We start from the raw sequence: 22,062 nt of genomic DNA, 5'->3' as shown, positions 1-22,062 counted from the left end.
ACCGGTAGGAGTCAAAAACGGACGGGCTCGAGGCCGTCGATCAGGGTGAGACGACAGTATGTATATACCACTCCACCCGGAAGCAGACGTATGCCCAGTTCGGTTCTCGTTCCGGTCGACGGCTCGCCGCTCTCGATGGACGCACTTCGACACGCCTTGCGAGCGTTTCCGGACGCCGAAATCACGGCCTATCACGTGGTCGACCTGTTCGAACCCGAGTACAGCACCGATGTCGACTCCGCCTACGAACCGATGATCGGCTCGGACGAGTGGTACCGCACCGTCGACGCAGCGACCGATCATCTGTTCGAGGAAGTCGCCGACGTCGCCGCCGACTACGACCGAACGGTCGCGACCGAGTCCGATATCGGCGAACCGGCGCGACTCATTCTCGAGTATACGACCGACGAAGCCGTCGACCACATCGTGCTTGGCTCACACGGACGACTCGAGTCGAATCGGGCGCTCTACGGCAGCGTGGCAGCGACCGTCGTCCGTCGGTCGCCCGTTCCGGTCACAGTTATCCGATAAACGCTCGAGCGACGGCTATGCTAGCTCATCGTGGTGTCCCTCTCGGACGATAGTCACGGGGACGGAGGTGCGTCGAACGACCGTTTCGGCCACGCTGCCGAGCAGCAGTCGGTCGATCCCGCTGCGGCCGCGACTGCCCATCACGACCTCGTCGATGCCCTCGTCATCGATATACTGGACGATCACGTGTTTCGGTCGGCTGTACTGCCACTCCGTCTCGGCGGACGTCTCGAACGCTGCGGCGATATCGCTGACGACGTCGAACACGTCGGCTGCGTGCTCGCTGGCGCGGTGTCGCCACCGGCCGCCGTTCTCGACACCAGCGTCGGCGTGCTCGCTCCCGTCGTGTGGGACGAGAATCGTCTCGCTCAGACGCCGTTGTACGCGCCCGGCGACCGTATTCAGGCCGGAGTACCAAAGATTGTTGATTGATGCGCGCGAACACTACATAGACACATGACGTTCCTCGTCCCGTTCGACGGCTCCTATCTGGCAGAGGCGGCACTGAAGCGCGCGTCCGAGTACGGTGACGCACTGGACGAGGACGTAACCGCCCTCTCGGTAATCCCGGACGACGAGGCGTACGCGACAAGCGTCGGCTGGTACGAACCTGGCGAGTCCGAGCCGTTTAGCGTCGCCTACGTCGCCAAACGACTTCGGGAGGGCGTCGACGACATCGCTCCCGGCGCGACGTTCCGAGAGGAGGCCATCGACGACGGAACACCCGCGGCGATCGCGGCCCGGATCACGGACGTTGCTGACGAAATCCGACCGTCGGTCGTCTTCCTCGGCACCGACAACGTCGGCGAGATCGCCCAGCCGGTGACGAGCGTCGCGGGCGGTGTCGCCGCGAACGCGACGTACGACGTCCACATCGTCCGGTACTACGCTCCGCCGGAGATCTCCGAAATTCCGTTGGAAACGGGTGCCTACCAGGAGTCGTGACGACGGCGAGCAGTTACTGGCCCGCGACTGCTGTCAGGTACTGAATATACGAGTGCGTTTGATAGGCGTCCGAACCGAACGACCCAGTAGAATGTTCACGACCATCCTCGTTCCGACTGACGGGAGTGCCGGTGCCGAAGCGACGATCGATCACGCCCTCGAGCTCGGCCGGACGTACGAGGCCGAGATCCACAGCCTCTACGTCGTCGAGACTGGCGGTACGCCGGCCGAACTCGCCGCCGACGACCGCGAGGAACTGTACGCCCCCTCGGAGCGACGGGGCCGCGAGGCGACGATCCGAATCACGGATGTCGCCGAGGAAAACGACCTGCAGGCCGCTCGAGAGGTCCGTGAGGGCGTTCCGCATCGAACGATCCTCGAGTACGTCGACGAGCAGGCGGTCGACATGATCGTGATGGGGACACACGGCCGGACGGGTGCCGACCGGGCCCGGCTGGGCAGCACCACCGAACGCGTCCTTGCGTTGTCGGATGTCCCGGTGTTGTCGGTCCGGCTGACCGACGACGGCGACACACCCGCCCCGGCGTACGACCGAATCGTCATCCCGACCGACGGGAGCGACGCCGCCGACCGCGCCGCGGAAAACGCCCTCGAGATCGCCGAGAAATACGACGCCAGCGTCAACGTCGTCTACGTGGTCGATACGACGACCTACGACCTCGAGGACGCCCCGCGAAGCATCGTCGGCTTGCTCAAAGAAGGTGGCGAAAACGCGACCGAAACGGTCGCCGAGATGGCCGACGAGCGCGGCCTCGAAGCTACCACTGCCATCCGTCGCGGCGTGCCGGCCGAGAAACTGCTCGAGTACGCCTCGACAGTCGACGCCGACCTCGTCGCGATGGGAACCCGCGGCCGCGCCGTGGGGTCGGGCCAACTGCTCGGGAGCACGACGGCCCGCGTCGTCCGGCGGTCGCCGATTCCGGTGCTGACGAGCAACTAAACTCGTTTTGCGTCGATCCCTTATTCCGAAATTCTGGCCTCAAGCTCCTGCTGTAACGCCTCGGTTTCTGCCTGCAGGTCGTCACTGATTCGGACGTCGTAGGGCTCGGGGTCCTCGAGTCGACGGATCGATTCGGACAGTTTCCGTCGGTGGGTCCGCGCTCGAGCTTTACACTCCTCGAGGTCGGGGAGGTCGATGACGCGCTCACCGTCGTCGATGACGGTGACGAGTTGCTCCTCGCCGGGCAGATCCTCGTCCCGGAGCCCGATGACGTCGCCGGTGTACTCGCCGTCTGCCTCGGTGCGGCGGACGCTTTTCGCGCCGGGGTAGGTGACTTTCCCCGTCGAGAGCTTCATGGTCGGTCGCATCTCGCCGTCGCGTTCGACCGCGACGAGTTTGTAGACGCCCTCGACTTTCGGCGCGTCGGTGCTCGTCACCAGCGCGGTTCCCGGCCCGAACCCCGCACCGATACCGCCTCGATCGAAGAAATCGTCGATCTTGTACTCGTCGATGCCCGAGGAAATGAACTGGTCGACGTCGGGGAGTACCTCGTCGACGTCCTTCGAGAGCGCCGCGAGATCACCCGAGTCGAGGCGAACGCCGCGGATCGACGTACCCGTCTCGTCGGCGACCTCCTTCGCGTGCTCCGCCCCGCGAACGGTGTCGTAGGTGTCGATCAGGAGCACGCTCTCGTCGCCGTACTCGTCGACGAACGTCTCGAAGCTGTCGCGCTCGCGGTCGAAGCTCTGGACCCACGAGTGGGCCATCGTCCCGGAGATCGGGATCCCGAACGCCTCCCCGGCGGCGACGTTCGACGTGCCGTCGAAACCGCCGATGTACGCGGCACGAGCCGCTTTCATGCCCGCGTCGGTGCCGTGAGCCCGTCGCGAACCGAAATCGATCAGCTGCTGTCCGTCCCCCTTCCGGTCGACCACGTCGCGCATGCGACTCGCCTTGGTTGCGATGAGTGATTGGTAGCCGATCTGGTTGATCAGCGCGGTCTCGAGCACCTGTGCCTGTGCGATGGGGGCGGTCACCTCGAGCAGCGGTTCATTCGCGAAGACCGGCGTCCCTTCCGGCAGGGCGCGCACCTCGCCGGTGAACTCGAACTCCGACAGGTGGGAGAGAAACGACTCGTCGAACCCTTCCTCGGCCAGATACTCGAGCGTGCGCTCGCCAAAGGAAAGCGTCTCGATGTAGTGGATCGCCTGCTCGAGCCCTGCAGCGAGCATGTACCCTCGATTCGGCGGCAGATCGCGGACGAACAGGCTGAACGTCGCCGTCGGGTTGTGGTCCTGATTGACGTACGCCTGCAGCATTCGCAGCTCGTAGAGGTCGGTAAACAGCGATGCGTTTGCGTCGGTCAGGTAGCCAAATGTTGTCTGCGACATCGTCTTGGCTGAACGCATCACGTGTACCCTGATAACTCTCCGTGTGCACTCGTTTGGAGTGGGTCACTCGAGTCGAAGCGGGCGGACACACTGGACGCGTCGTTTCCGGCGAGCGGTGTCGGAATAACTGATATAAGTGACTACACGCATCGCACAGCTATCGTGCGATTCGGTGTGCAGTGACGGTCAGTGGCTACTATCGATGGCATCGATCGCCGACAACACGTCGTCGATCAGTTCATAGTGATAGTACCGCAGCGTCTCGGTGTCGGCGTCGTAGTCGACGAGGCCGAGGTCGTCGAGCATCGGCACGTGGACGTGATGAACCGCTCGTTCCCAGGCCCGAGCATCCGCCCGCTCGCCCGTTGTACACTGGCGACGCAGTCTCGAGAGACGTATCCGATCGTCGTCACAGGTGTGTAGGGCGGTGATGAGTTCCCGGCGGCGGGCGTTCGCGAGGAGACGGAAGACATCGTCCACATCACACGGATACTGTGTGAGTCCGTCGTCGGCCACAGTCTGACGCTCGTTCATGGTTCTGACGACCGGATACTCTCCAGCCATGGTAAAATATCCACTAATCAGTTCCCACGGAATGAAAGCACCACTCGTTTTGAAATATCTACTGAAACAGTGTGTGAGAAAAGCTGATAGCACCGCGAAACCAGCGATTAGCGGCCGGTAGTCGGTGCTTGCACGGGTTCGGCCTTCGGAAAATGCCTCGGCTACGACCGACCATTCCGACCGTCGTCGGAAGTCACCACCGTGTTACCGGACGACGGTTACCGGAACCGTCGCGCGGCGGACGACCTGTTCGGCGACGCTACCGAGCAGGACACGCGACACCCCCGAGCGGCCGTGACTGCCGAGGACGATCTGGTCGACGTCGTTGTCCTCCGCAAAGGAGACGATGCTACGAGCAGGCGTGCCAACCATCAGTTCCGTCGTGATCGACGCACCGTGTTCGTCACCGATCTCTTTTGCCGTCTCGAAAAGGTCTTCGGCCTCCTCTTCCTCGAGTTCGATGAGGCGTTCGTAGTTGTACGCCATCTCGCCGCGGTACATCGCCATCGAGGGGTTGATGACGTGTAAGACGGTGATCGTGGCATCCGGATACGTCGACACGGCGTGCTCGAGCGCTTGGCGTGCCGGATCGGATTCGTCGAGTGGAACGAGAACGTTCATACGAACGTATTTGTCGAACGGACATATATATGCTGGGAGAAATACCACTCTCGTGAACGACGTCGCCCGCACAGCCCTGTCCACTCCCTCGTCTCGAGCGTTCAGTGGATGAGGTCCGTTATGTCCCCGATTGCCGGCCCGTCACCGACTCGAGCTCGAGTTCGTAGATCTCGAGCTCGGTCGCCTCGATGTCTTGATCGAAGACCGGCAGTCGTCGAAACGACTCGTTGATCGTCATCTCATCGAACGCGGCACGCTCGTCGTCGTCGAGCGCTCGGAGTGGGCCTCTGACGACGATACTCCAGTAGTCGTCCGCCCCTTCGACTTCGTACAGACAGAGACACGCGTCGGTCGTCGCCTCGAGAAACGTCATTTTCGTACTCGAATCGTCGCTCGTCAGGCGAATGTACAACGACGAGCCGTCGTAGTGGAAGGCGACTGGCACGGCGTAGGCAGTCGACTCGTCCGCAAGCGAGAGGACGCCGACTTCGCTTGCTGTTAACAGGTCGTCGACGGTCGCCGCATCCATGCCGAACATATAGTCGTAGGAGATCTTGTCCATTGGTCTCTCTTGGAGCGACGGAACCAAGAATCCCCCACATTCACCGGTGTCGACCACTCGAGAACCGCGTTTCATACGGCCTACTGTCGTCACGTACCGCCAATCGCCGACTCCGTTCTGGTGATCGGCGGGATATCAGTACAGCAGTCCGTATCAGGCCGCTCGGCGTCGATACACGTACTGACCGAGAAAGACGAGGCCGAGCACCAGACTCGCGATCTCGAGTGGGAGGTCGTGAAACGTCAGGACGGCCGTCGCGACGAACAGCGAGCCAGCGACGATCGCGTAGCCGACTGCCGGGTCGCCGTCGGCTGTCGTTTCGACCGGGTCGGTCCTGACGACGAGTTCACCGCGCTCGAGTTGGCCGAAGACGGTATCGAACCGGGCGGGCGCGCGAGCGAGAACAGGTGCGGACTCTCGGAGGTCGGTGCGGACGTCCTCGAGCAGCGCCTCGAGTTCGCTCTCGATGAAGCCGTGGTCGACGAGAAATGACCGCGTCACTCCGAGGAAGTCGAACTCCGGATCGAGCGTTCGACAGACGCCCTCGCCCACCGTCCCGACTCGAATGAGCAACATCACGTTCGGCGGGATTCGAAACGGGAAGTCGTGGAGCATCGAGAGCAACTCGGTGATGATCGCCCGCCAGGTGATCTGCGACCGTCCCTCGAGGTTCTCGATCACCAACTCGAGCACCTGCCGAACCGCGGCTCGATCGACCGTCGGCTCGAGGATCTCGAGGGCGATGAGCGTGTTCAGCAAGCCGTCGACGTCGCGCCGGACAAGGCTTCGATACAGCGTCGCAATGTCGTCCTGTTCCTGTTCGCTCAGCCGCTGGCTCATGCCGTAGTCGTAGATGACGAGCCGTCCCTCGTCCGTGACGGAAAGATTGCCGGGATGGGGATCGGCGTGGAAGACGCCGTCGACGAGCCCCATCTTCAGATACGTACGGGCGATCAGCGTCGCCATCTCGGTCGGACCGGTCCCGGCCGACTCGAGCGCGCGGTCGGCGGTGATCTTTCGGCCCTCGACGTACTCCATCGCCACGATACGCTCCGAGCAGAGGTCGTCGTGCGTCGATGGCACGACGACCCGGTCGTCGTCCGCAAAGTTCGCTCCGATCGTCGCCATGATCGCCGCTTCGCGCTCGAAATCCAGTTCCTCGAGGATGATGTTCTCGAAGTCGTCGGCGAGGTTCTCGATCGAGTAGCGCTGGCGTTCGTCGGCGAACGCCGTGAGCAACGGGACGAGCCCCCGTATGACCCGGAGGTCGCGCTCGATCACCGGGACCAGTCCCGGTCGTCGTACCTTCAGTGCGATTCGGTCGCCCTCGTACGCGGCGGTGTAGACGAACGCGAGCGAGCCGCCAGCGACCGGCTCGAGCGTCTCGAGGTCGAGTTCGTCGCCGAGTTCGGCCTCGACGACGGTGAGCGGATCGCCGCCCGCATCTTCGGGAACCTCGTCTTGCAGCGTCGCAAACGCCTCGGTGTACGTCGGCGGGACGATATCCGGCCGCGTCGACAGCACCTGTCCGACCTTGATAAACGCCGGGCCGAGCTCGAGCATCGTCTCGGTGAGTCGGTCGGCACGCTCCCGGTGGGTCGCCGTCGACACCCGTCGCGGCGGACCGAACAACAGGAACCGCCGGCGGTCGCGTACCAACGCGATTGCGACGGGCAGAAAGCGAACGATGACCTGCAGAGAGCGGAGATAGTAGCCCTTCATCGCTCGAGTGAGACGCAAGCGGCGCTCGAACAGCAGTCCATAGTGTGTGTTCGAACACCACGCGTAAATAGACTGTCGGCGTCACTGGTCGTTCGAAACGGGACGGCCGCAACACGAGCCCGTCGCGATGACTCGAGCGGTGCCGAGCGGGCGCTACCGAACGACCGCGACGGGGATCGGTGCCCGTCGAACGACGTCCGCTGCGACCGAACCGAGCAGGACACGCGACACCCCCGATCGGCCATGGCTGCCGATGACGATCGCGTCGTGGCCGTGTTTCGTCGCGTACTCGACGATTCGCCGGTCCGGTTTGCCCGTGACGACTGCCGTCTCGAGGTCGCGATCGTGCGTGTCCGCGAGCGCCGTCGCACCCTCGAGGAGTTCCATCGCGTACTCGCGGGCTTTCTCGGTGAGCGGCGGGCGGAGCTCCGGCCCCTCGAGGACGTCGATACGTGACTCCGGTACCTCGATGACGTGTAACGCCGTCACCTCGGCGTCGGGATACGTCTCGAAGGCATACTCGAGGGCGTCGTTCGACGGCGTGGATCCATCGTACGGAACGAGAACGCGGTCGGCCATGCGCGACCCTATTCCAGCGCCCGGCATAACCTTGTCTCCGTTCGGTACGGCGACCGGCGACGGACGGTGGCATCGTCCCACAGCTATCGAACCGCGAGCACTGGCCGGTCGGTCCGCGCGAGGACGTGCGCCGTCGTTCCCCCGAGCAGTGGCTCGTCGCCGATGGCGAGCCCGCGTGCACCCATCGCGATCAGATCGGCACCGACGGCGGCTGCGTACGACACGATTTCCTCGTGGGGGACGCCACGGATGACGTCGGTCGTCACCGGTAGCCCGCGGTCGCGCGCTGCGACGGCGATCGGCTCGATCGCGTCGTGGCCACCCTCGCGACAGAGTTCGATGAGGTGTGGCGGTGCGTCCGCGAGTGCAGGATTCGTCTCGTCGATCACGGAGATCACGTCGACGGCCCCGCGAGCGTTTGTCGCCAACTCGAGGGCGCAGTCAGCGGCGCGTGCGGCGGCGTCGCTCCCGTCGGTCGGGATCACGATCCGACTCGGACCCACCGATTCCGCGTCGAGCCACCCGCGCGCGTCCGGCGGAACGACGAGCACCGGGACGTCCGACAGCGCGAGCACCCGTTCGGCCGTCCGCCCGTCCGCTTCTATAACGAGCAGGTCGATCTCGCTGTCGTCGGCGACGGTGGTGATCTCCTGATGGGGGACGCCCTCGCGGTGGTCTCGAACGACGTCGATCCCGGCGGCGTCGACCGTCCCGGCGGTCGACTCGAGCGCCGCCCGACTGCGCTCGTCGGCCCGTGCTCGAAGCGACGCCGTCTCGTCGGCCGGTACACGCTCGAGGGCGCTCGGGTCGGCGACGGCCAGCACGCGGACGGTCGCACCGGTCGCACGCGCGACCGCGATGGCGTATTCGGCCGCCGCCGAGCCGTCGCCCCCGTTTACCGGGAGCAAAATCGAGTCAGCCATACGCCGGGTATAGGACCGCGACCGGCAAGAAATCACCCGCTCGTCGCCAGCGGACGGGGATCGCTGTCTCGGCCCGACGAGTCAGCGGCCGGAAAACAGTCGCCGCAGTCGCGAGGAAACCGACTCGTACCGCTTCGCCAGCACGACCGTGTTGGCCGCGTGTCTCCCGACCGCCTCGGAAATCGAGCCGAGGAGGGCGCGCTGAATGAGGCCACCCCGCGAGACGCCGAGGACGGTGACGTCGTGGTCGGCGGTCCAGTCGGTTATCGTCCCCGCGACGTCGTCGCGTTCGACGAGTTCTCGCTCGAGGGATGGAATACCGTCGAACGCGTCTGCAGCATTGGCCAGCAGCGCCTCTGCGTCCGCCTGCGTCTGCTCGGGGTCGTCCGGATCGCGGACGTGTAACAGCGTGACCGCGGCGTCGTTACGGCAGGCGATCGAGGCGGCAGCGTCGGTGGACAGCCCCTCGTGTGGGCCGCCAGCGATCGGGACGAGCACCGACTCGACGGGGTCCGGTCGCGGCGTTTTGATCCGCTGGACGAGAACGTCACACGCGGCGTTTTGCAACACGCTGTCGATGTGGTTGCCGAGGACGACGTCCGGTCGTGGCGGCCGGCCGCGCCAGCCCAGTAGGATTGCGTCGACATCGTGGCGGTCGGCAACTCCGAGGATGCCTGTCGCGACACCGCGAGCAACTCGGATCCGTTTGTCGACAGGGACGCCGTGGGCCTCGACGCGAGCCGCCGCGTCCGAAAGCATCCGTTCATCTTCGTCCTCGAGCAGGTACCGTCGACCGTCCGTCAGCGACAGTTGTGGGGGGACGTCGACGACGTAGACGAGCAGGATTCGATACGAGCGATCGGTCGCGATGTCGAGTGCGGTCTCGAACTGGCGGGCGGCGGTCTCCGCGTTCGCAATCGGCACCAGCAAGGTACCCTCGACGGCCGCAGCATCGTCTGACATAGGCGCGTTCAGACCGGCCACCCCTATCGTTATCCGATCCTTTCACGCGGGAACGCAACGCACACACCTGGGATTAGACGTCTTTTTGCGAGAACCAGAACTGGCTGACGACGACGAGGCCCAACGTCACCGCGATCAGAATCCCGGCCCCGACGAGGTCGTACTCCCCCTGCAGCAGGATCTCGTTAGGGTCGAAATACCGCATCGGTGCCAGCGCGCCGACGTCCTCGTAGTCGGTCCCCTCGAGGACCGACTCCATCAGAAAGAGGGCGAACGTGGCGCCGAGGGCGACCCGCTGGGCGATCGCCGCGCGGTCGAACGCGACGGAGCAGACGAGGCCGATCCCGGCACAGGCGAACAGATACGGGATCGAGAAGAGGTGAACGGCGAACACGTCGGCCACGGCCATCGATTCGTCGATCAGCCAGGCGCCGACGAGCACGACGAGCGGCATCAGGAGGTTCACGACGACGATCGGCACGCCGAGTGCAGCGAACTTCTCAGCGACGAGCCGACGCCGGGACACCGGCATCGCCAACAGCGAGTCCATCCGCCCTCGGTCGACGTCGTCGGCGATCACGCCCGCGGCGCTGTAGGCGAAGTACAGTCCGAGCAGGATGACCCAGCCGAAGACGTAGAGTTCGAACGCGAGAAACCCCTCGAGTGAGGTCATCGTCTGGATGCCGAACAGTTGGATGAGTTCCTGCGGATAGGCCGCGAGCAGTTCGTCCTCGTCGAAGGCATCCCGGAACGACGGGTAGACCCAGATGACCATCGCGGCTAACAGCGCCAGCCCGGCCGTCAGATACAGACTGCCGGTGATCCGTTTGCGCGCGTCGTAGCGGAAGAACTCAAACATCGTTCTCATCCCCGTAAAACCGCAGGAAGACGTCCTCGAGTGGCGCTTCCTCGATCGAGAGATCCAGTAGCTCGTACTCCGAGAGCGTGCCGAGGAGTCGGTTGATGTCGCCGGTGTACGTGAACGCACACTCGGTGAACGCCGAGTCGGGATCGATATCAGGTGCGTCGCTGGGGGCACTCGTCTCGAGATCGTGGACGCCGTCGATCTCGAGGACCGACGTCGGAATCGGGATGTCGCTCTGGATACGGACTGCCTTCCCGCTCCGGTTCAACAGGGTCTCGACGGGATCGACTGTGACGAGTTTCCCACTACGGATGATGCCGACGCGATCACAGAGTCGCCGCACCTCACTCAAAATGTGTGAGGAGAAAAACACCGTCACACCCTGTTGTTTTTCGGCCCGGAGGAACTCGGCGAAGCGCTGTTTCATCAGCGGATCGAGACCACTGGTCGGCTCGTCTAAGATCACGAGCTCCGGATCGTGCATGAACGTCGTCACGAGCCCCAGTTTCTGGACGTTCCCACGCGAGTACTCGCGGATCTGCCGATCCATCGGCGGATCGAACAACTTGAGGAGTTCGTCGCTTCGCTCGTCGCCTTTGACCGCGGCGTGGAGCTCGAGGATCTCGTTGCCGGTCGCCTGCTCGTCGAACCCCGGCTCGTCAGAGAGATAGCCGATCTGCCGTTTGGCCTCGATAAGTGCCCGTTCGTCCCGGATGTCGTGGCCCAGCACCCGTCCGGATCCGGCCGTCGGCGAAATGAACCCGAGCAGCATCCGAATGGTCGTCGTCTTGCCAGCGCCGTTCGGCCCCAGATAGCCGAAGACCTCCCCCGTGTCGACGCTGAACGTCAACCCGTCGTTTGCGAGGACCTCGCCGTAATCTTTCGTGAGCCCCTCGAGTTCGATGGCAGTCATAGAACGGGCTACTCAACGAACCCATTTGGCTGTACTGGTGAGTCAAACGACCTGATAGTTTAGGGCCTCATCCTCTAGACATAACTGTCCTCTGTCTATGGAGTATCAGTGTCGCAGTACTGTGTATTATACTTCAGCACGTCGAGTGTGGTTCTATCTATGGCTGACACCTCGTGGACCGTTATGCACCTCGAGCAAGATCCCTTCGCATCACGCTCGACAACGTTCGTCGAGCGAAAGGGGATCGGACATCCGGATTCGATCTGCGATGGGATCGCCGAGGCGATTTCGCGACGTCTCTCACAGTACTATCTCGACGAATTCGGCCAGATCCTCCATCACAACACCGACAGTGTTCAGCTCGTTGCTGGAACGACGAAGCCGTCGTTCGGTGGCGGTGAAATCGTCGATCCGATCTACGTCCTCATCAGCGGGCAGGCGACTACGACCGTCGACGGACAGTCCGTTCCAGTCGACGACCTCGCGGTCGCCGCCGCACGAGACTACGTCGACGCGACCTTCGACGAGTTGCCAGCTGACGCGATCGAATTCGAGCCGCGTCTCGGTGAGACGTCCGCCGATCTGAAAGCGTTGTTCGACGACCGAACCGTCCCTCGAGCGAACGACACCAGTATCGGTATCGGCTACGCACCCCTCTCTGAAACGGAGCGTATCATCCGTGGGCTCGACGTGGCGATTCGTGAGGAGATTCCAGCAGTCGGCGACGACGTCAAACTGATGGGGTGGCGGACGGATGACACCCTTCGGATCACCGTCGCAGCCGCCGTTATCTCTCGGTACGTCGCGACTATCGACGAATACGTCGACGTCACGACGCAGGTACGTGAACTGACAAGCCGCTGCGCGAGCGAGCGAACGGATCGAGACGTCCAAGTCACTGTTAACGCTGCCGATGACGTCGACAGCGAGAGCGTTTACCTCACTGAGACTGGGCTCTCCGCGGAGATGGGGGACGACGGGAACGTCGGTCGAGGGAATCGCGTCAACGGACTCATCACGCCTCATCGGCCGATGACGCTCGAGGCAGCGGCCGGAAAGAACCCGGTCAGTCACGTCGGCAAACTCTATTCGCTCGTCGCGACGAACGCCGCAGAACGGATCGTCGACGACCTCGGTGCCGAGTACGCCGCCGTAACACTCCTGTCTCAGATCGGTGCGCCAGTCACGGAACCGCTTGCTGTCGAAGTCGGGACGACGACACGCGACGGCGACGAGATACGACGTCTCGTCACCGCCGAACTCGAGCGCATCGACTCGCTCTCTCGAGCGCTCGTGGCCGGCGACGTGCGACTGTTCTAAGGGCGGCTTCTGTCGGTGCCCTTCACAGTACGTCGAGGAACGTCGGGATCATCACCGAGTCGCTTTGATTCCAACGAACGAGCCGTCGCCGTACCCCTCCTCGATCGGTTCGGGGCCATCGATCTCGTCGAGCCAGTGGTAGATGGTCTGGACGAACTCGAACTCGGTGAACCCGGCCGCCTCGAGCGCCGTGAGGAGTTCGTCGGTCGAAACGAACGTCGCGTCCCTGTAGAACGGATTCTCGTCTTTGGTCTCCTGATAGCGCTGGCCGACGGGACTGTCCTTGTCGATATATCCGATCACGAGCCGTCCGGACGGCTCGAGAACCCGATCCGCTTCGGCCAGCGTCTGCGGGATATCGTCGACGAAACAGATCGTCGTCACGATCAGCGCGGTCTCGAACGAGTCGTCTGCGAACGGGAGCGCTTCGGCGACACCTCTGACAGTGTCGATCCCTCGCTCGCGGGCGTACTCGAGCATCGCCTCGGTTGGATCGATCCCGACCGACAGCCCGAGCGGTTCGGCAAAGCGCGCGCTGCCGACGCCGATTTCGATGCCGTAGCCCGGCGACGGAACCAAGCGTTCCAGAGCCTCGATCTCGGACTGATACGCGGCGTCGTGTGCCTCGAACCACCCTTCGTACCGGTCGGTGTGTTCCTCGAACGGTGCTGTTTTCGGCATATGCGTGCGTACGAGTCGGGGACTACTAACGCTTGGTACCACAGCACAGTCTCGACTGCATCGTCGAACGAAACCGATGGACGGTGACGGCCTGTCAAGGCGATAGATAGTGCACGAACTAATATACCGAAGACCCGTCATATTTCTACTACTATCGATTTACGTATGCACTCTCGGAGCAGGATTGTCAAACGAGGCGCTCGAGTCAGCGGTCGATTGCCGGTCGTCGCCACATCGACTCGAGGGCTTCGGCGATGGCAGCGTGCTACTGGTGTACGCCGAGTTCCGAAGACGACCGATGGGTAATTCGGCAACTCACGCTCAAAAGCGCGCCGTACTCGATGGCTCGTCGATCGACCACGTCACCGCCAGTTGTGTCGTCTCCCCGTGTCGAAACGTCGTGTGCTCGAGTACATCTCGGTTAGCCGTCTCCGTTGACACTGACACACGGTGTCGGTCCACTATTCACGAAATAAGGAATATATTTATTTCCGATACATACTTGGATCACACGGATCAGTGGGTCCGCCATCAGTGGGTCGACGACGACGCGGCCTCGAGGCCGCGTCGTCGCTGACCGACAGGGTCAAATGGTCGCTCTCGCAACGAACGCGCAATGGGAACCCCGCTCGAGAGCCGCACAGCACAGGCCGAGGAAGTCATCGACCGCCTCGAGGAGGCGTATCCGGATTCGACGATTTCGCTGCGGTATTCGAACCGGCTCGAACTCCTGATCGCGGTGATGCTCTCGGCGCAGTGTACCGACGAACGCGTCAACAAAGAGACGAAAGACCTCTTCGAGAAGTACGACGGGCCGGAAGACTACGCCAACGCCCCACAGGAGGAACTCGCCGAGGACCTGAACTCGATCACCTACTACAACAACAAGGCCAAATACATCCGTAGCGCCTGTACGACGATTCTCGAGGACCACAACGGCGAGGTGCCGGATACGATGGACGAACTCACGGCGCTGTCGGGTGTCGGTCGAAAGACCGCGAACGTGGTCCTCCAGCACGCCCACGACATCGTCGAAGGCATCGTGGTCGATACTCACGTACAGCGACTCTCTCGTCGACTCGGCCTGACCGAGGAGGAGTATCCGGAGCCGATCGAACAGGACCTCATGGGGATCGTTCCGGAAGGCTACTGGCAGCAGTTCACCCACCTCTGTATCGATCACGGTCGGGCGACCTGTACGGCTCGGAATCCCGACTGTTCGGACTGCGTGCTGGCCGACATCTGTCCCTCCGAGAAAGGTGACAGCGAGGTCGACCTCGCCTCCGGCGAGCTCTGGTAACGACGAGTTGGTCGCCGTCCGGCACTGACACCCCACGCCGACCCTCGCAAGCCCAACGGCTTTTCGGGACTCGACGGTATCCCCATCCGGGATCAGTATGTCCGACTCAACTGACGAGACCGGCACAGACGAGCACGGACGGGACGTCGAACTGGCACACGAGGACACCGAGGCCGACGACGAGGAAGACGAGGAGCTCACCGAAGCGGAGAAAGAGGCCCGAGAGCGCCAAGACGAAGAACAGCGTCGACAGGATATCGGACACAAATCCGACGAGCGGGAAGCCGACGCCGTAGAGAACGCGAATCCGGATCATCATCGCGACGAGGAGCCCTACAACAGCTAACGCCACTCGAGCACCGATAGACGAAACGCCGTCCCGGTGTGTTCTGCTGCGAAAACTCACTCTCCTTCGAGTGAAGCATCCGGAACGGAGAGCACCGAGAGCGAGCCGTCGACGGCGATCTCGACCCGCGAATCGACGTCGACCGTACAGACGGGCCGGTCATCGGCGACGAGCGTCACGACGGTTTCGTTGCGCTCGACGGTAAGCGCGAGGCTGTCCTCGGGGAGCACCCACTGTCGGGTCTGCACGACAAAGGGCGCGATTGGAGTTACGGCAACGGCGTCGACGGACGCCGAGAGGTGGGGTGCGTCGACCGCGCTGGCGTAGCCGTGACTGCCCGCCGAGGTCGCGACGACGACGCCGTCGGCCCGAACGGTCGCGACCGACTCGCCACGACTCGAGACGCCGTACTCGGAGATCTGTGCCGGTTCCTCGGTCACGAGCGCGACGTCGAACAGCGCCCGTTCACGGACTTCATCATCGAGAACCTTGCTGCCGGCGGGTTCGACAGTGAGACCCAGCACAGACCGCTGTCGAATCGTCGCCTCGCCGGCTAGCGCGGCCTCGAGTGCAGCCGGGAGCACATCGTGGTCGACGGCGTCGATCCCGGGAACGTCGCCGACCGGCAGGACGGGGACGTTGGGGTCGGCTCGAGCGATCGCCGAGAGCGCCTGCTCTCCTGCAGCGACCAGCAGCGACGGCGCCGCCGCGAGGAGGTCCTCGGGGTCGCCACGGACGGCGTCGCCGTCGGCGTCGTTCAGCGTCGCCTCGAGTGCGTCGACACGAATCGGCCGCGTGCCGGCATCGTCACTGTCGTCCGTTCGCGTTCGCTCGACGATTCCGACGACCGGCTGCTCGGCTTCGAACCACGCGGCGTCCATGCCACCCCGTTGGCACGGACTGGAAAAAAGCGTGCGGTTGTCTCCCGAGCGATTACGTCTCGTATGGCCAGTCGCCAGTAATCCGCATCCCCTCGGCGAGGTCTTGGGACTCGAGGTCGGCGGCGATGTCGTCGGGCGTTCTGTGCGCGACGGTGACATCCTCACGCGCCAGTTCGACGACGAGGTCGGTCAGCAAGATCGCCTGTTCTCGAAGGGTGCGTCGCTCGAGTTTTTCGATAGTGTCAGCGAAAGTGTGGCCCCAGCCGCGGCCGACCTCGTCTGACGTCGACGTGACGTGATACCCCGGCACGCCCCACTGGACGAACGACCAGTGATCGCTGTGAGGACCGAGTTTCGGCACCGTCTCGATCGGGTGGTCGTAGCGATCTTCGACGGCGTCTGCGGCGGCCTCGAGGTCGTCGAACCCGTGGGTCGTCATCGAGAGCGTGCGATCGCGGACGACGCCGTCGTTGTTGACGATCGCTGTGATCGTCTCGTGGTCGGTCGTCTCGGCGTGGTGGGTGGAGCCGACCAGTCCCACTTCCTCGGCACCGTACGCGACGAACTCGACGCGAGTCTCGAGGTCGGCTTCCCGACTCGCCAGCGCGTTCGCGAGTTCGACGAGCATCGCCGTCCCGGCACCGTTGTCGAGTGCCCCTTCGGCGATGTCGTGGGCGTCGACGTGGCTCGTCACGAGCACGCGCTCGTCGGTGTCGGGTCCGAGTTCGGCGTGGACGTTCCGGCTGGTCGCGTCGTGGAGGTCGGCCTCAACGACGAGTTCGATCTCGTCGCCATCGAACCGTCGGGCCAGTCGAGCCCCGACCTCGCTCGAGACGCCGACGGCCGGAATCTCACCGATCGGCTCGTCGTCAGTCCCCACACTCCCCGTTGGCGGGAGACAGCCCTCGACGTGGTTGCGGTAGACGAAGCCGACGGCCCCGTTATCGACGGCGTGGTAGTACTTTTCCCGGCGGTGGATGTAGCGGTCGGCGTACTCCGGGATGTCACTACGGACCATGACGATCGCCCCCTCGAGGTCGGCGTCGTCGAACTCGTCGGGAAGGCCGTAGCCGAGATCGACCAGCGGTGCCGAGACGTTCGCGGACGGACTCCGCGGGAGCGCGATACAGTCGTGGGTCGCCTCGCCGGCTTCGATCGAACTCTCGCCGCGCGTCCAGCCCTGAATGTCGAACGACTCGAGGCGGGCGTTTCTCGCGCCGGCGTCTGCGAGCGCCTCACGTGTCAGTTCGGCGGCCTCGCGCTCGCCGTCGCTGCCTGCCATTCGGTTGCCGATGTCGACGAGCGCCTCGAGGTGGTCCCACCCGACGTCGCTCGTAAAGAGCTCACCGATCCAGCGTGTCATGGGATATTCTTACCGTGCACGCGGGTAACTGTACCGCTGCTGTCGCTATCTTCCGGTCCCTCCCACGGTGGATTGCGTGTGCTAGACTAGATTGATCGTTGTCCGTAGTACGGTCAGGATCATCTGAGAATCTTTTTGACGGCGCTCCGTCTCGAGACGCGTATGCGGGAGACGCTTGCTGAGTGGCGGCCGGTTATCGACGAGGCGATCGCCGATCTCGTTCCACGCGAGATCGATGCCGACTATCTGGCGACGTTCTTCGGTGAGCCGACCTACGAGTACGACCCGGATAGCATCCAGCGTGCCCTCTCGGCGCCGCTGTGGGAGTTACTCGATAGGGGTGGAAAACGGTGGCGGGCTGTGCTCTTTCTCGTCTTCATCGAGGCCTTCGGCGAAGACCCAGCCGAGTACCTGCCGTATGCCTGTATTCCGGAGATCCTCCACAACGGGACGATCATCGTCGACGACGTCGAAGACGAGGCCTCGATTCGGCGCGGGAAACCGGCACTTCACCACATCTACGGGCAAGACGTCGCGCTCAACGCCGGGAACGCGATGTACTTCCTCCCGTTGAAAGTGCTGACCGAGGATCCCGGCGACCTGCCGGCGGAACGACGCCTCGCCGCCTACGAGATGCTCATGTACGAACTCAACCGAACGCACCTCGGACAGGGGATGGACATCTGCTGGCACAACGAGTCCGACCCCGAAATCACCACCGAACAGTACCTCGAGATGTGCGCCTGTAAGACCGGCTGTCTCGGGCGGATCGTCGCCCGCCTCGCGGCGATTATCACCGGCCAGCCGGACGACGTCGAACGGGCCGTCGCGCGCTACACCGAACTGACGTCGATCGCGTTCCAGATCGGCGACGACATCTTAGACGTCGAACACTCGCTGGGGCGGGCCGGCGACTTCGGCAAAGAGTTCGGCAACGACATCCGCGAGGGGAAACGAACCCTGCTGGTCATCCACGCGATCCAGGAAAGCGACCCCGAGCGGGCGCGACGGCTCCAGGCAATTCTGAGCGCCGACACGAACACCGACGCTGAGATCCACGAGGCGCTGTCGATCATCGAAGACGCCGGGAGCGTCGCCGACGCCCGCGAGCACGCGCTCGAGTTGGCCGCCGAGGCGCGCGCCGCGATCGACGGCCTCGAGTTCGACGACGAGACCACCCGAAAGCTCCACGAGTTCACCGAGTTCGTCATCGATCGCGAGGAGTGATGCCGACCCCGCGGCCTCGAAGGACCCTGTCGTTCGATCTCGTCCCGTCTCTCAGCCCTCGTCGTGGGTGGCTGTCTCGAGGTCCTCGAGGCGGTCGAACGCCCAGTCGATGCTGACGACGTTTCGTGGCCGCTCGGCGAGTCCGTCGCGGCTGACGATTTCGAACGTTCGATTCCGCGCCGCGGGCGTAAACGGGGCCACGGCTATGAGTCGAGCGACGTCGGCTCGAGGGATCGATCCCGATACGGAATCGCCACCCTCGCCGACGACTATCTCGTCGGTCGGCGGTTCGTTCGTCAGGCGTCCCGGCCGGAGAATCGTATACGGCAGCTCGGACCGGCGCAGTGCGTTCTCGGCGTCCTGCTTGGCCTGCAACGAGCCACGAAGCAACACGCGAGCGGGTATCGAGAGTCCGGTTTTCGAATCCCCGACACCGATCGCACTCTCGTGGACGAAGTAGGAGACGCCGGTCCCCAGCGCGGCCGTCACGAGGGTGCTTACGCCTGTCCGGTCGACCAATTTCCCGCCGACCGTGTGTCGCCAACTCGGCGGGGTGCCGACGGTACAGTAGACGATGTCGCAGCCGTCGACGGCCGCAACCGCGTCGGCTGGCTCGAAGAAGTCAGCGACGATCACCTCGTCGGCTCCGAGTCGCTCGAGGGTGTCGACGTGTTCGTACGAGCGCGTTGACGCCCGCACGGTGAGTTCGGTCGGGTGTAACACGGATAGCAGTTCGGTTCCGGTGTCGCCGCTCGCGCCAGCAATGAGCACTCGAGTAGGTGAGTCGCCGCCAGTTGTCATCGAGCGAGGTACTGTCCGAACACGAATAAGACTCACCAGTGTTCAGATAGGCCGACAGTCGGACTACCGGACAGCTGTCGTGGCTGTCTGCCGTCCGTTGGGTCATCGACGGTGACGACCACTCGAATGCGATCATGCGGAAATCGCGTTGACCGACAGGTGCAGTACCAGTGACCGGTTGTGTTCGACTCGCCGGTCGAACTAGCGGTCAGACTGCAGCCGTTTCGTCGTCTGGACAAGCGGGTGTCGAGCGTAATCGACGACGTCAATGTCGTCGATGCTCTCCAAGTTCTCTTTTTTCGCCGTGTTGGCCATTCCCAGATCAACCGGTTGATCGATGACGATGACGTACGCATCCATCTCGTCGATGCCGAGTCGATCCGCCGCGAGGACGCGGTGGTGCCCGTCGGCTAACAGGAGCGTCCCGTTATTGTCGATGACCACCAGCGGTTCGGCCAGTCCGTGCTCGAGTTCGTAGCGTCGCCCCTCGAGTTCGTCGGCGTACACCCGCCCCTGTGTGGGCGTGAGGTCCGCGAGCGGCACCGTCCGGCGTTCTTGCTCGAGGTCGATGTTGTGGATCTGCTCGAGCGTCCGAACCAGTTTCCCCACCTTTTCGGGGGTTGCCCGTTCGATCTGACTGCGGATCACGTCGGCGTTCGAGATGATGCCGACGAGATTGCCGGCATCGTCGACGACGGGGAGTTTCTGAATGCCCGATCGAAGAATCACGCGGGCCGCGTCGGTCACTTTCATGTCGGGGTGGGCGACGAGCAAGTCCGTCGCCATCACCTTGAAAATGGGCTCGTCGTCGTCGGCCAACAGCAGATCGCGGGCGCTAATAAACCCCTCCACGCGGCGTCGCTCACAGACAGGGAAGCCGCTGTGTTCGTCGCTCTCGGCGATTCGCGTTGCGACGTCACCGACGGTCGAGTCGGGGGCAACCGTCACCACGTCACGCGTCATGTACTCTTTGACCTGCGGTTTGCTCCTGTCCGACACAACGTCCATAGCTGGGTCAACGGCCTCCCCGAGCAAAAGACTGTCCTCCCGCGGTCGTCGCCGTGATACTACGCGGACTCTTCGTGTTCGGCGTCGCCCTCGTCGATCGTAAATAGCCACTGGCTGGTCTGGGTGTACGCCCCGACCGACGTGCCGGGTTGGGTCTCGATCGCCTCGAAGAATCGATTCGTGATCACCTCTTCGACGACGCTGACGATCGACTCGACCTCGTTCTCGTCGTTCGTGCTGCCGAGAATGCCGACCTCGAGTTGCGCGCCGGCCATGTCGGCGTGGCCACCGGCACTGCCGATCCGATCGAACGCGTCCCGTAGCGTCTCCCCGAGGTCGACGTCTGCCGCCCGCGAACGCGCCGAGAGAAACGCCATTTCGTCGCGAAAGCCAAAGACCAGCGTCGTCTCGACGCCCTCCATCGACAACAGTTGATCAGCCGCCTGTGGCAACGCATCACGGTCGCTGATTCGACCGACGCTCGCGACGGCGACCGTGTCGCGCTGGACGCGGTTTTTGATCGCTCGAGCGATCGTCTCCAAGGTTTCACCTTCGACCGTTGGCTGTTCGATCTGATCGAGCACCGACGTATCGACGTACGGATACAGCACCGACGCGGCGTTGAAATCCGCCGGCGATACCTCTCGAGTGAAGTCGTTCGTATCGATCCGGATGCCGTAGAGCAACGCCGTCGCCGTCGCGACGCTGGGATCGAGACCGAAGCGCTCGAGGTAATCGGTCAGGACCGTACTGGTCGCACCCGCGTGTTCGCGGAGGTCGACGAACTCGCCGGGAACCGGCCCGCGAGGCGGGTGGTGGTCGATAACGATATCGACGGCTAAATCCTCGGGCAGCTGATCGTTGACGCCGGGCCGGGAGTGATCGACCAGTGCGAACGCGTCGTACTCCTCGAGTGAGTCCGTCGGCGACAGGTTCCGAAGGTTGAGGTCGAGTAAGTTGACCATCGCGCGGTTTTCCTGATGTGAGATCTTGCCGAAGTAACAAGCGTCGGCGTCGACGTCGACCTCCGCAGCGATGTCTGTCAGTCCGACGGCGCTTGCGATCGCGTCGGGATCGGGGTTGTCGTGCATGACGACCGCCAGCCGGCCGTCGATCGACGACAGCTGTTTTCGCAGGCCGATGGCGGCGTCGGCCGATGGCCGGGCCACGCCCTCGAGAACGTGCTCGACCATCGCCGACTCGGCATCGACGACGTGATCCGCGAGGTCGTCGAACGTTGTTCGATCGGATTCGGTCGCATTCCCGCCGAGGTAGGCGACGATCGATGCGGTCGGGAACTGCGACCGAGCACGCTCGAGTGCGGTTCTGTTGACGTCGGTCCGATCACTCGCGATGAAGATGACGTCAGGCGATTCGATGTTCTCGATCACCGATGGTTCGGTCGGATCGGCGTCTCGAGCCGGAATGCTCTCGTCGCGAAGCGCTTCGACGATGCTCGTATCGTCGGTCACGACGAGCAGCCGGTCGCGCGACGTGTCGTCGCGGTCGTCGAACCGTTCGACGACCTTCCGACCGACAGCCCCACACCCGAGTACGAGCCGGAAAACCATTTATATCGGCTTGCCACCGAGACG

The 22,062-nt window shown here is 63.6% G+C and carries 25 protein-coding genes; 7 read left to right on the top strand and 18 right to left on the bottom strand.

Annotated features, from left to right (window positions below):
• Positions 1-90 precede the first annotated feature (90 nt).
• Positions 91-531: a universal stress protein gene (locus GCU68_RS11395; RefSeq protein WP_152941725.1), complete on the top strand. Its 441-nt coding sequence runs from the start codon at positions 91-93 to the stop codon at positions 529-531.
• 15 nt (positions 532-546) lie between these two features.
• Here GCU68_RS11395 and GCU68_RS11390 read toward each other — a convergent pair whose 3' ends face one another.
• Complete coding sequence (locus GCU68_RS11390) at positions 547-798, bottom strand: universal stress protein (protein WP_227014830.1); 252 nt, start codon at positions 796-798, stop codon at positions 547-549.
• 189 nt (positions 799-987) lie between these two features.
• Between GCU68_RS11390 and GCU68_RS11385 the strand changes: the two genes are divergently transcribed.
• Both GCU68_RS11385 and GCU68_RS11380 read left to right on the top strand, forming a co-directional pair.
• Entirely contained in the window at positions 988-1,476 is a 489-nt protein-coding gene (locus GCU68_RS11385) for a universal stress protein (protein WP_152941721.1), read from the top strand.
• A 91-nt stretch (positions 1,477-1,567) separates the two neighbouring features.
• On the top strand, positions 1,568-2,437 hold the full coding sequence (locus GCU68_RS11380; RefSeq protein WP_193565050.1) for a universal stress protein: 870 nt from the start codon (positions 1,568-1,570) through the stop codon (positions 2,435-2,437).
• 20 nt (positions 2,438-2,457) lie between these two features.
• Here the strand turns inward: GCU68_RS11380 and GCU68_RS11375 are convergent, their stop codons facing one another.
• The 10 genes from GCU68_RS11375 to GCU68_RS11330 form a co-directional block, all read right to left on the bottom strand.
• On the bottom strand, positions 2,458-3,828 hold the full coding sequence (locus tag GCU68_RS11375; protein WP_152941719.1) for a nicotinate phosphoribosyltransferase: 1,371 nt from the start codon (positions 3,826-3,828) through the stop codon (positions 2,458-2,460).
• 186 nt (positions 3,829-4,014) lie between these two features.
• On the bottom strand, positions 4,015-4,362 hold the full coding sequence (locus GCU68_RS11370; RefSeq protein ID WP_152941717.1) for a DUF7344 domain-containing protein: 348 nt from the start codon (positions 4,360-4,362) through the stop codon (positions 4,015-4,017).
• Between the two features lie 234 nt (positions 4,363-4,596).
• On the bottom strand, positions 4,597-5,013 hold the full coding sequence (locus GCU68_RS11365; RefSeq protein ID WP_152941715.1) for a universal stress protein: 417 nt from the start codon (positions 5,011-5,013) through the stop codon (positions 4,597-4,599).
• A 118-nt stretch (positions 5,014-5,131) separates the two neighbouring features.
• Complete coding sequence (locus GCU68_RS11360) at positions 5,132-5,575, bottom strand: pyridoxamine 5'-phosphate oxidase family protein (protein WP_152941713.1); 444 nt, start codon at positions 5,573-5,575, stop codon at positions 5,132-5,134.
• Between the two features lie 153 nt (positions 5,576-5,728).
• Positions 5,729-7,297: an ABC1 kinase family protein gene (locus GCU68_RS11355; protein WP_152941711.1), complete on the bottom strand. Its 1,569-nt coding sequence runs from the start codon at positions 7,295-7,297 to the stop codon at positions 5,729-5,731.
• 153 nt (positions 7,298-7,450) lie between these two features.
• Complete coding sequence (locus GCU68_RS11350) at positions 7,451-7,876, bottom strand: universal stress protein (RefSeq protein ID WP_152941709.1); 426 nt, start codon at positions 7,874-7,876, stop codon at positions 7,451-7,453.
• A gap of 83 nt (positions 7,877-7,959) precedes the next feature.
• Entirely contained in the window at positions 7,960-8,799 is an 840-nt protein-coding gene (locus tag GCU68_RS11345) for a universal stress protein (protein WP_152941707.1), read from the bottom strand.
• Between the two features lie 81 nt (positions 8,800-8,880).
• On the bottom strand, positions 8,881-9,762 hold the full coding sequence (locus tag GCU68_RS11340) for a universal stress protein (protein WP_152941705.1): 882 nt from the start codon (positions 9,760-9,762) through the stop codon (positions 8,881-8,883).
• Between the two features lie 73 nt (positions 9,763-9,835).
• The gene (locus tag GCU68_RS11335; RefSeq protein ID WP_152941703.1) at positions 9,836-10,621 is read right to left on the bottom strand and encodes an ABC transporter permease subunit; all 786 of its coding nucleotides are present in this window, start codon (positions 10,619-10,621) and stop codon (positions 9,836-9,838) included.
• Entirely contained in the window at positions 10,614-11,540 is a 927-nt protein-coding gene (locus tag GCU68_RS11330; RefSeq protein ID WP_152941702.1) for an ABC transporter ATP-binding protein, read from the bottom strand. The genes GCU68_RS11335 and GCU68_RS11330 overlap by 8 nt, the downstream gene beginning before the upstream one ends.
• Before the next feature lie 159 nt (positions 11,541-11,699).
• Between GCU68_RS11330 and GCU68_RS11325 the strand changes: the two genes are divergently transcribed.
• Positions 11,700-12,860, top strand: coding sequence for a methionine adenosyltransferase (locus tag GCU68_RS11325; protein ID WP_152941700.1), 1,161 nt, complete (start codon positions 11,700-11,702; stop codon positions 12,858-12,860).
• A 51-nt stretch (positions 12,861-12,911) separates the two neighbouring features.
• Here GCU68_RS11325 and GCU68_RS11320 read toward each other — a convergent pair whose 3' ends face one another.
• Positions 12,912-13,541 (bottom strand): class I SAM-dependent methyltransferase, encoded by a 630-nt coding sequence (locus GCU68_RS11320; RefSeq protein WP_152941698.1) that lies wholly within the window; start codon positions 13,539-13,541, stop codon positions 12,912-12,914.
• A gap of 321 nt (positions 13,542-13,862) precedes the next feature.
• Complete coding sequence (locus GCU68_RS21955) at positions 13,863-13,988, bottom strand: hypothetical protein (RefSeq protein ID WP_264373458.1); 126 nt, start codon at positions 13,986-13,988, stop codon at positions 13,863-13,865.
• Between the two features lie 169 nt (positions 13,989-14,157).
• On the opposite strand from GCU68_RS21955, the gene nth reads away from it, so the two are divergent.
• Entirely contained in the window at positions 14,158-14,841 is a 684-nt protein-coding gene (gene nth, locus GCU68_RS11315; RefSeq protein ID WP_152941696.1) for an endonuclease III, read from the top strand.
• A 97-nt stretch (positions 14,842-14,938) separates the two neighbouring features.
• Positions 14,939-15,187: a hypothetical protein gene (locus GCU68_RS11310; RefSeq protein WP_152941693.1), complete on the top strand. Its 249-nt coding sequence runs from the start codon at positions 14,939-14,941 to the stop codon at positions 15,185-15,187.
• 56 nt (positions 15,188-15,243) lie between these two features.
• Here GCU68_RS11310 and GCU68_RS11305 read toward each other — a convergent pair whose 3' ends face one another.
• Positions 15,244-16,068, bottom strand: coding sequence for an NAD(+)/NADH kinase (locus GCU68_RS11305; RefSeq protein ID WP_152941691.1), 825 nt, complete (start codon positions 16,066-16,068; stop codon positions 15,244-15,246).
• A gap of 52 nt (positions 16,069-16,120) precedes the next feature.
• On the bottom strand, positions 16,121-17,431 hold the full coding sequence (locus GCU68_RS11300; protein WP_152941689.1) for a M28 family peptidase: 1,311 nt from the start codon (positions 17,429-17,431) through the stop codon (positions 16,121-16,123).
• Between the two features lie 162 nt (positions 17,432-17,593).
• On the opposite strand from GCU68_RS11300, the gene GCU68_RS11295 reads away from it, so the two are divergent.
• Positions 17,594-18,658 (top strand): polyprenyl synthetase family protein, encoded by a 1,065-nt coding sequence (locus tag GCU68_RS11295; protein ID WP_152941687.1) that lies wholly within the window; start codon positions 17,594-17,596, stop codon positions 18,656-18,658.
• A gap of 51 nt (positions 18,659-18,709) precedes the next feature.
• Here GCU68_RS11295 and GCU68_RS11290 read toward each other — a convergent pair whose 3' ends face one another.
• From GCU68_RS11290 to GCU68_RS11280, 3 genes are all read right to left on the bottom strand, one after another.
• Positions 18,710-19,459 (bottom strand): NAD(P)-binding oxidoreductase, encoded by a 750-nt coding sequence (locus tag GCU68_RS11290; protein ID WP_152941685.1) that lies wholly within the window; start codon positions 19,457-19,459, stop codon positions 18,710-18,712.
• Positions 19,460-19,660: 201 nt separating this feature from the next.
• Positions 19,661-20,467, bottom strand: a complete 807-nt coding sequence (locus GCU68_RS11285; RefSeq protein WP_152941683.1) for a CBS domain-containing protein — start codon at positions 20,465-20,467, stop codon at positions 19,661-19,663.
• 59 nt (positions 20,468-20,526) lie between these two features.
• The gene (locus tag GCU68_RS11280) at positions 20,527-22,038 is read right to left on the bottom strand and encodes a DHH family phosphoesterase (RefSeq protein ID WP_152941681.1); all 1,512 of its coding nucleotides are present in this window, start codon (positions 22,036-22,038) and stop codon (positions 20,527-20,529) included.
• Positions 22,039-22,062: the final 24 nt, after the last annotated feature.

The sequence above is a fragment of the Natronorubrum aibiense genome (assembly GCF_009392895.1).
GTDB lineage: Archaea > Halobacteriota > Halobacteria > Halobacteriales > Natrialbaceae > Natronorubrum > Natronorubrum aibiense.
This window is presented reverse-complemented; position numbering and strand designations above follow the sequence as displayed.

Coding starts and splice junctions, on each gene's coding strand:
- GCU68_RS11310 (WP_152941693.1), top strand. CDS start 14,939: ATGTCCGACTCAACTGACGAGACCGGCACAGACGAGCACGGACGGGAC.
- GCU68_RS11330 (WP_152941702.1), bottom strand. CDS start 11,540: ATGACTGCCATCGAACTCGAGGGGCTCACGAAAGATTACGGCGAGGTC.
- GCU68_RS11280 (WP_152941681.1), bottom strand. CDS start 22,038: ATGGTTTTCCGGCTCGTACTCGGGTGTGGGGCTGTCGGTCGGAAGGTC.
- GCU68_RS11395 (WP_152941725.1), top strand. CDS start 91: ATGCCCAGTTCGGTTCTCGTTCCGGTCGACGGCTCGCCGCTCTCGATG.
- GCU68_RS11335 (WP_152941703.1), bottom strand. CDS start 10,621: ATGTTTGAGTTCTTCCGCTACGACGCGCGCAAACGGATCACCGGCAGT.
- nth (WP_152941696.1), top strand. CDS start 14,158: ATGGGAACCCCGCTCGAGAGCCGCACAGCACAGGCCGAGGAAGTCATC.
- GCU68_RS11375 (WP_152941719.1), bottom strand. CDS start 3,828: ATGTCGCAGACAACATTTGGCTACCTGACCGACGCAAACGCATCGCTG.
- GCU68_RS11340 (WP_152941705.1), bottom strand. CDS start 9,762: ATGTCAGACGATGCTGCGGCCGTCGAGGGTACCTTGCTGGTGCCGATT.
- GCU68_RS11380 (WP_193565050.1), top strand. CDS start 1,568: ATGTTCACGACCATCCTCGTTCCGACTGACGGGAGTGCCGGTGCCGAA.
- GCU68_RS11285 (WP_152941683.1), bottom strand. CDS start 20,467: ATGGACGTTGTGTCGGACAGGAGCAAACCGCAGGTCAAAGAGTACATG.
- GCU68_RS11370 (WP_152941717.1), bottom strand. CDS start 4,362: ATGAACGAGCGTCAGACTGTGGCCGACGACGGACTCACACAGTATCCG.
- GCU68_RS11355 (WP_152941711.1), bottom strand. CDS start 7,297: ATGAAGGGCTACTATCTCCGCTCTCTGCAGGTCATCGTTCGCTTTCTG.
- GCU68_RS11385 (WP_152941721.1), top strand. CDS start 988: ATGACGTTCCTCGTCCCGTTCGACGGCTCCTATCTGGCAGAGGCGGCA.
- GCU68_RS11345 (WP_152941707.1), bottom strand. CDS start 8,799: ATGGCTGACTCGATTTTGCTCCCGGTAAACGGGGGCGACGGCTCGGCG.
- GCU68_RS11320 (WP_152941698.1), bottom strand. CDS start 13,541: ATGCCGAAAACAGCACCGTTCGAGGAACACACCGACCGGTACGAAGGG.
- GCU68_RS11300 (WP_152941689.1), bottom strand. CDS start 17,431: ATGACACGCTGGATCGGTGAGCTCTTTACGAGCGACGTCGGGTGGGAC.
- GCU68_RS11360 (WP_152941713.1), bottom strand. CDS start 5,575: ATGGACAAGATCTCCTACGACTATATGTTCGGCATGGATGCGGCGACC.
- GCU68_RS11305 (WP_152941691.1), bottom strand. CDS start 16,068: ATGGACGCCGCGTGGTTCGAAGCCGAGCAGCCGGTCGTCGGAATCGTC.
- GCU68_RS11365 (WP_152941715.1), bottom strand. CDS start 5,013: ATGAACGTTCTCGTTCCACTCGACGAATCCGATCCGGCACGCCAAGCG.
- GCU68_RS11295 (WP_152941687.1), top strand. CDS start 17,594: ATGCGGGAGACGCTTGCTGAGTGGCGGCCGGTTATCGACGAGGCGATC.
- GCU68_RS11325 (WP_152941700.1), top strand. CDS start 11,700: ATGGCTGACACCTCGTGGACCGTTATGCACCTCGAGCAAGATCCCTTC.
- GCU68_RS11290 (WP_152941685.1), bottom strand. CDS start 19,459: ATGACAACTGGCGGCGACTCACCTACTCGAGTGCTCATTGCTGGCGCG.
- GCU68_RS11350 (WP_152941709.1), bottom strand. CDS start 7,876: ATGGCCGACCGCGTTCTCGTTCCGTACGATGGATCCACGCCGTCGAAC.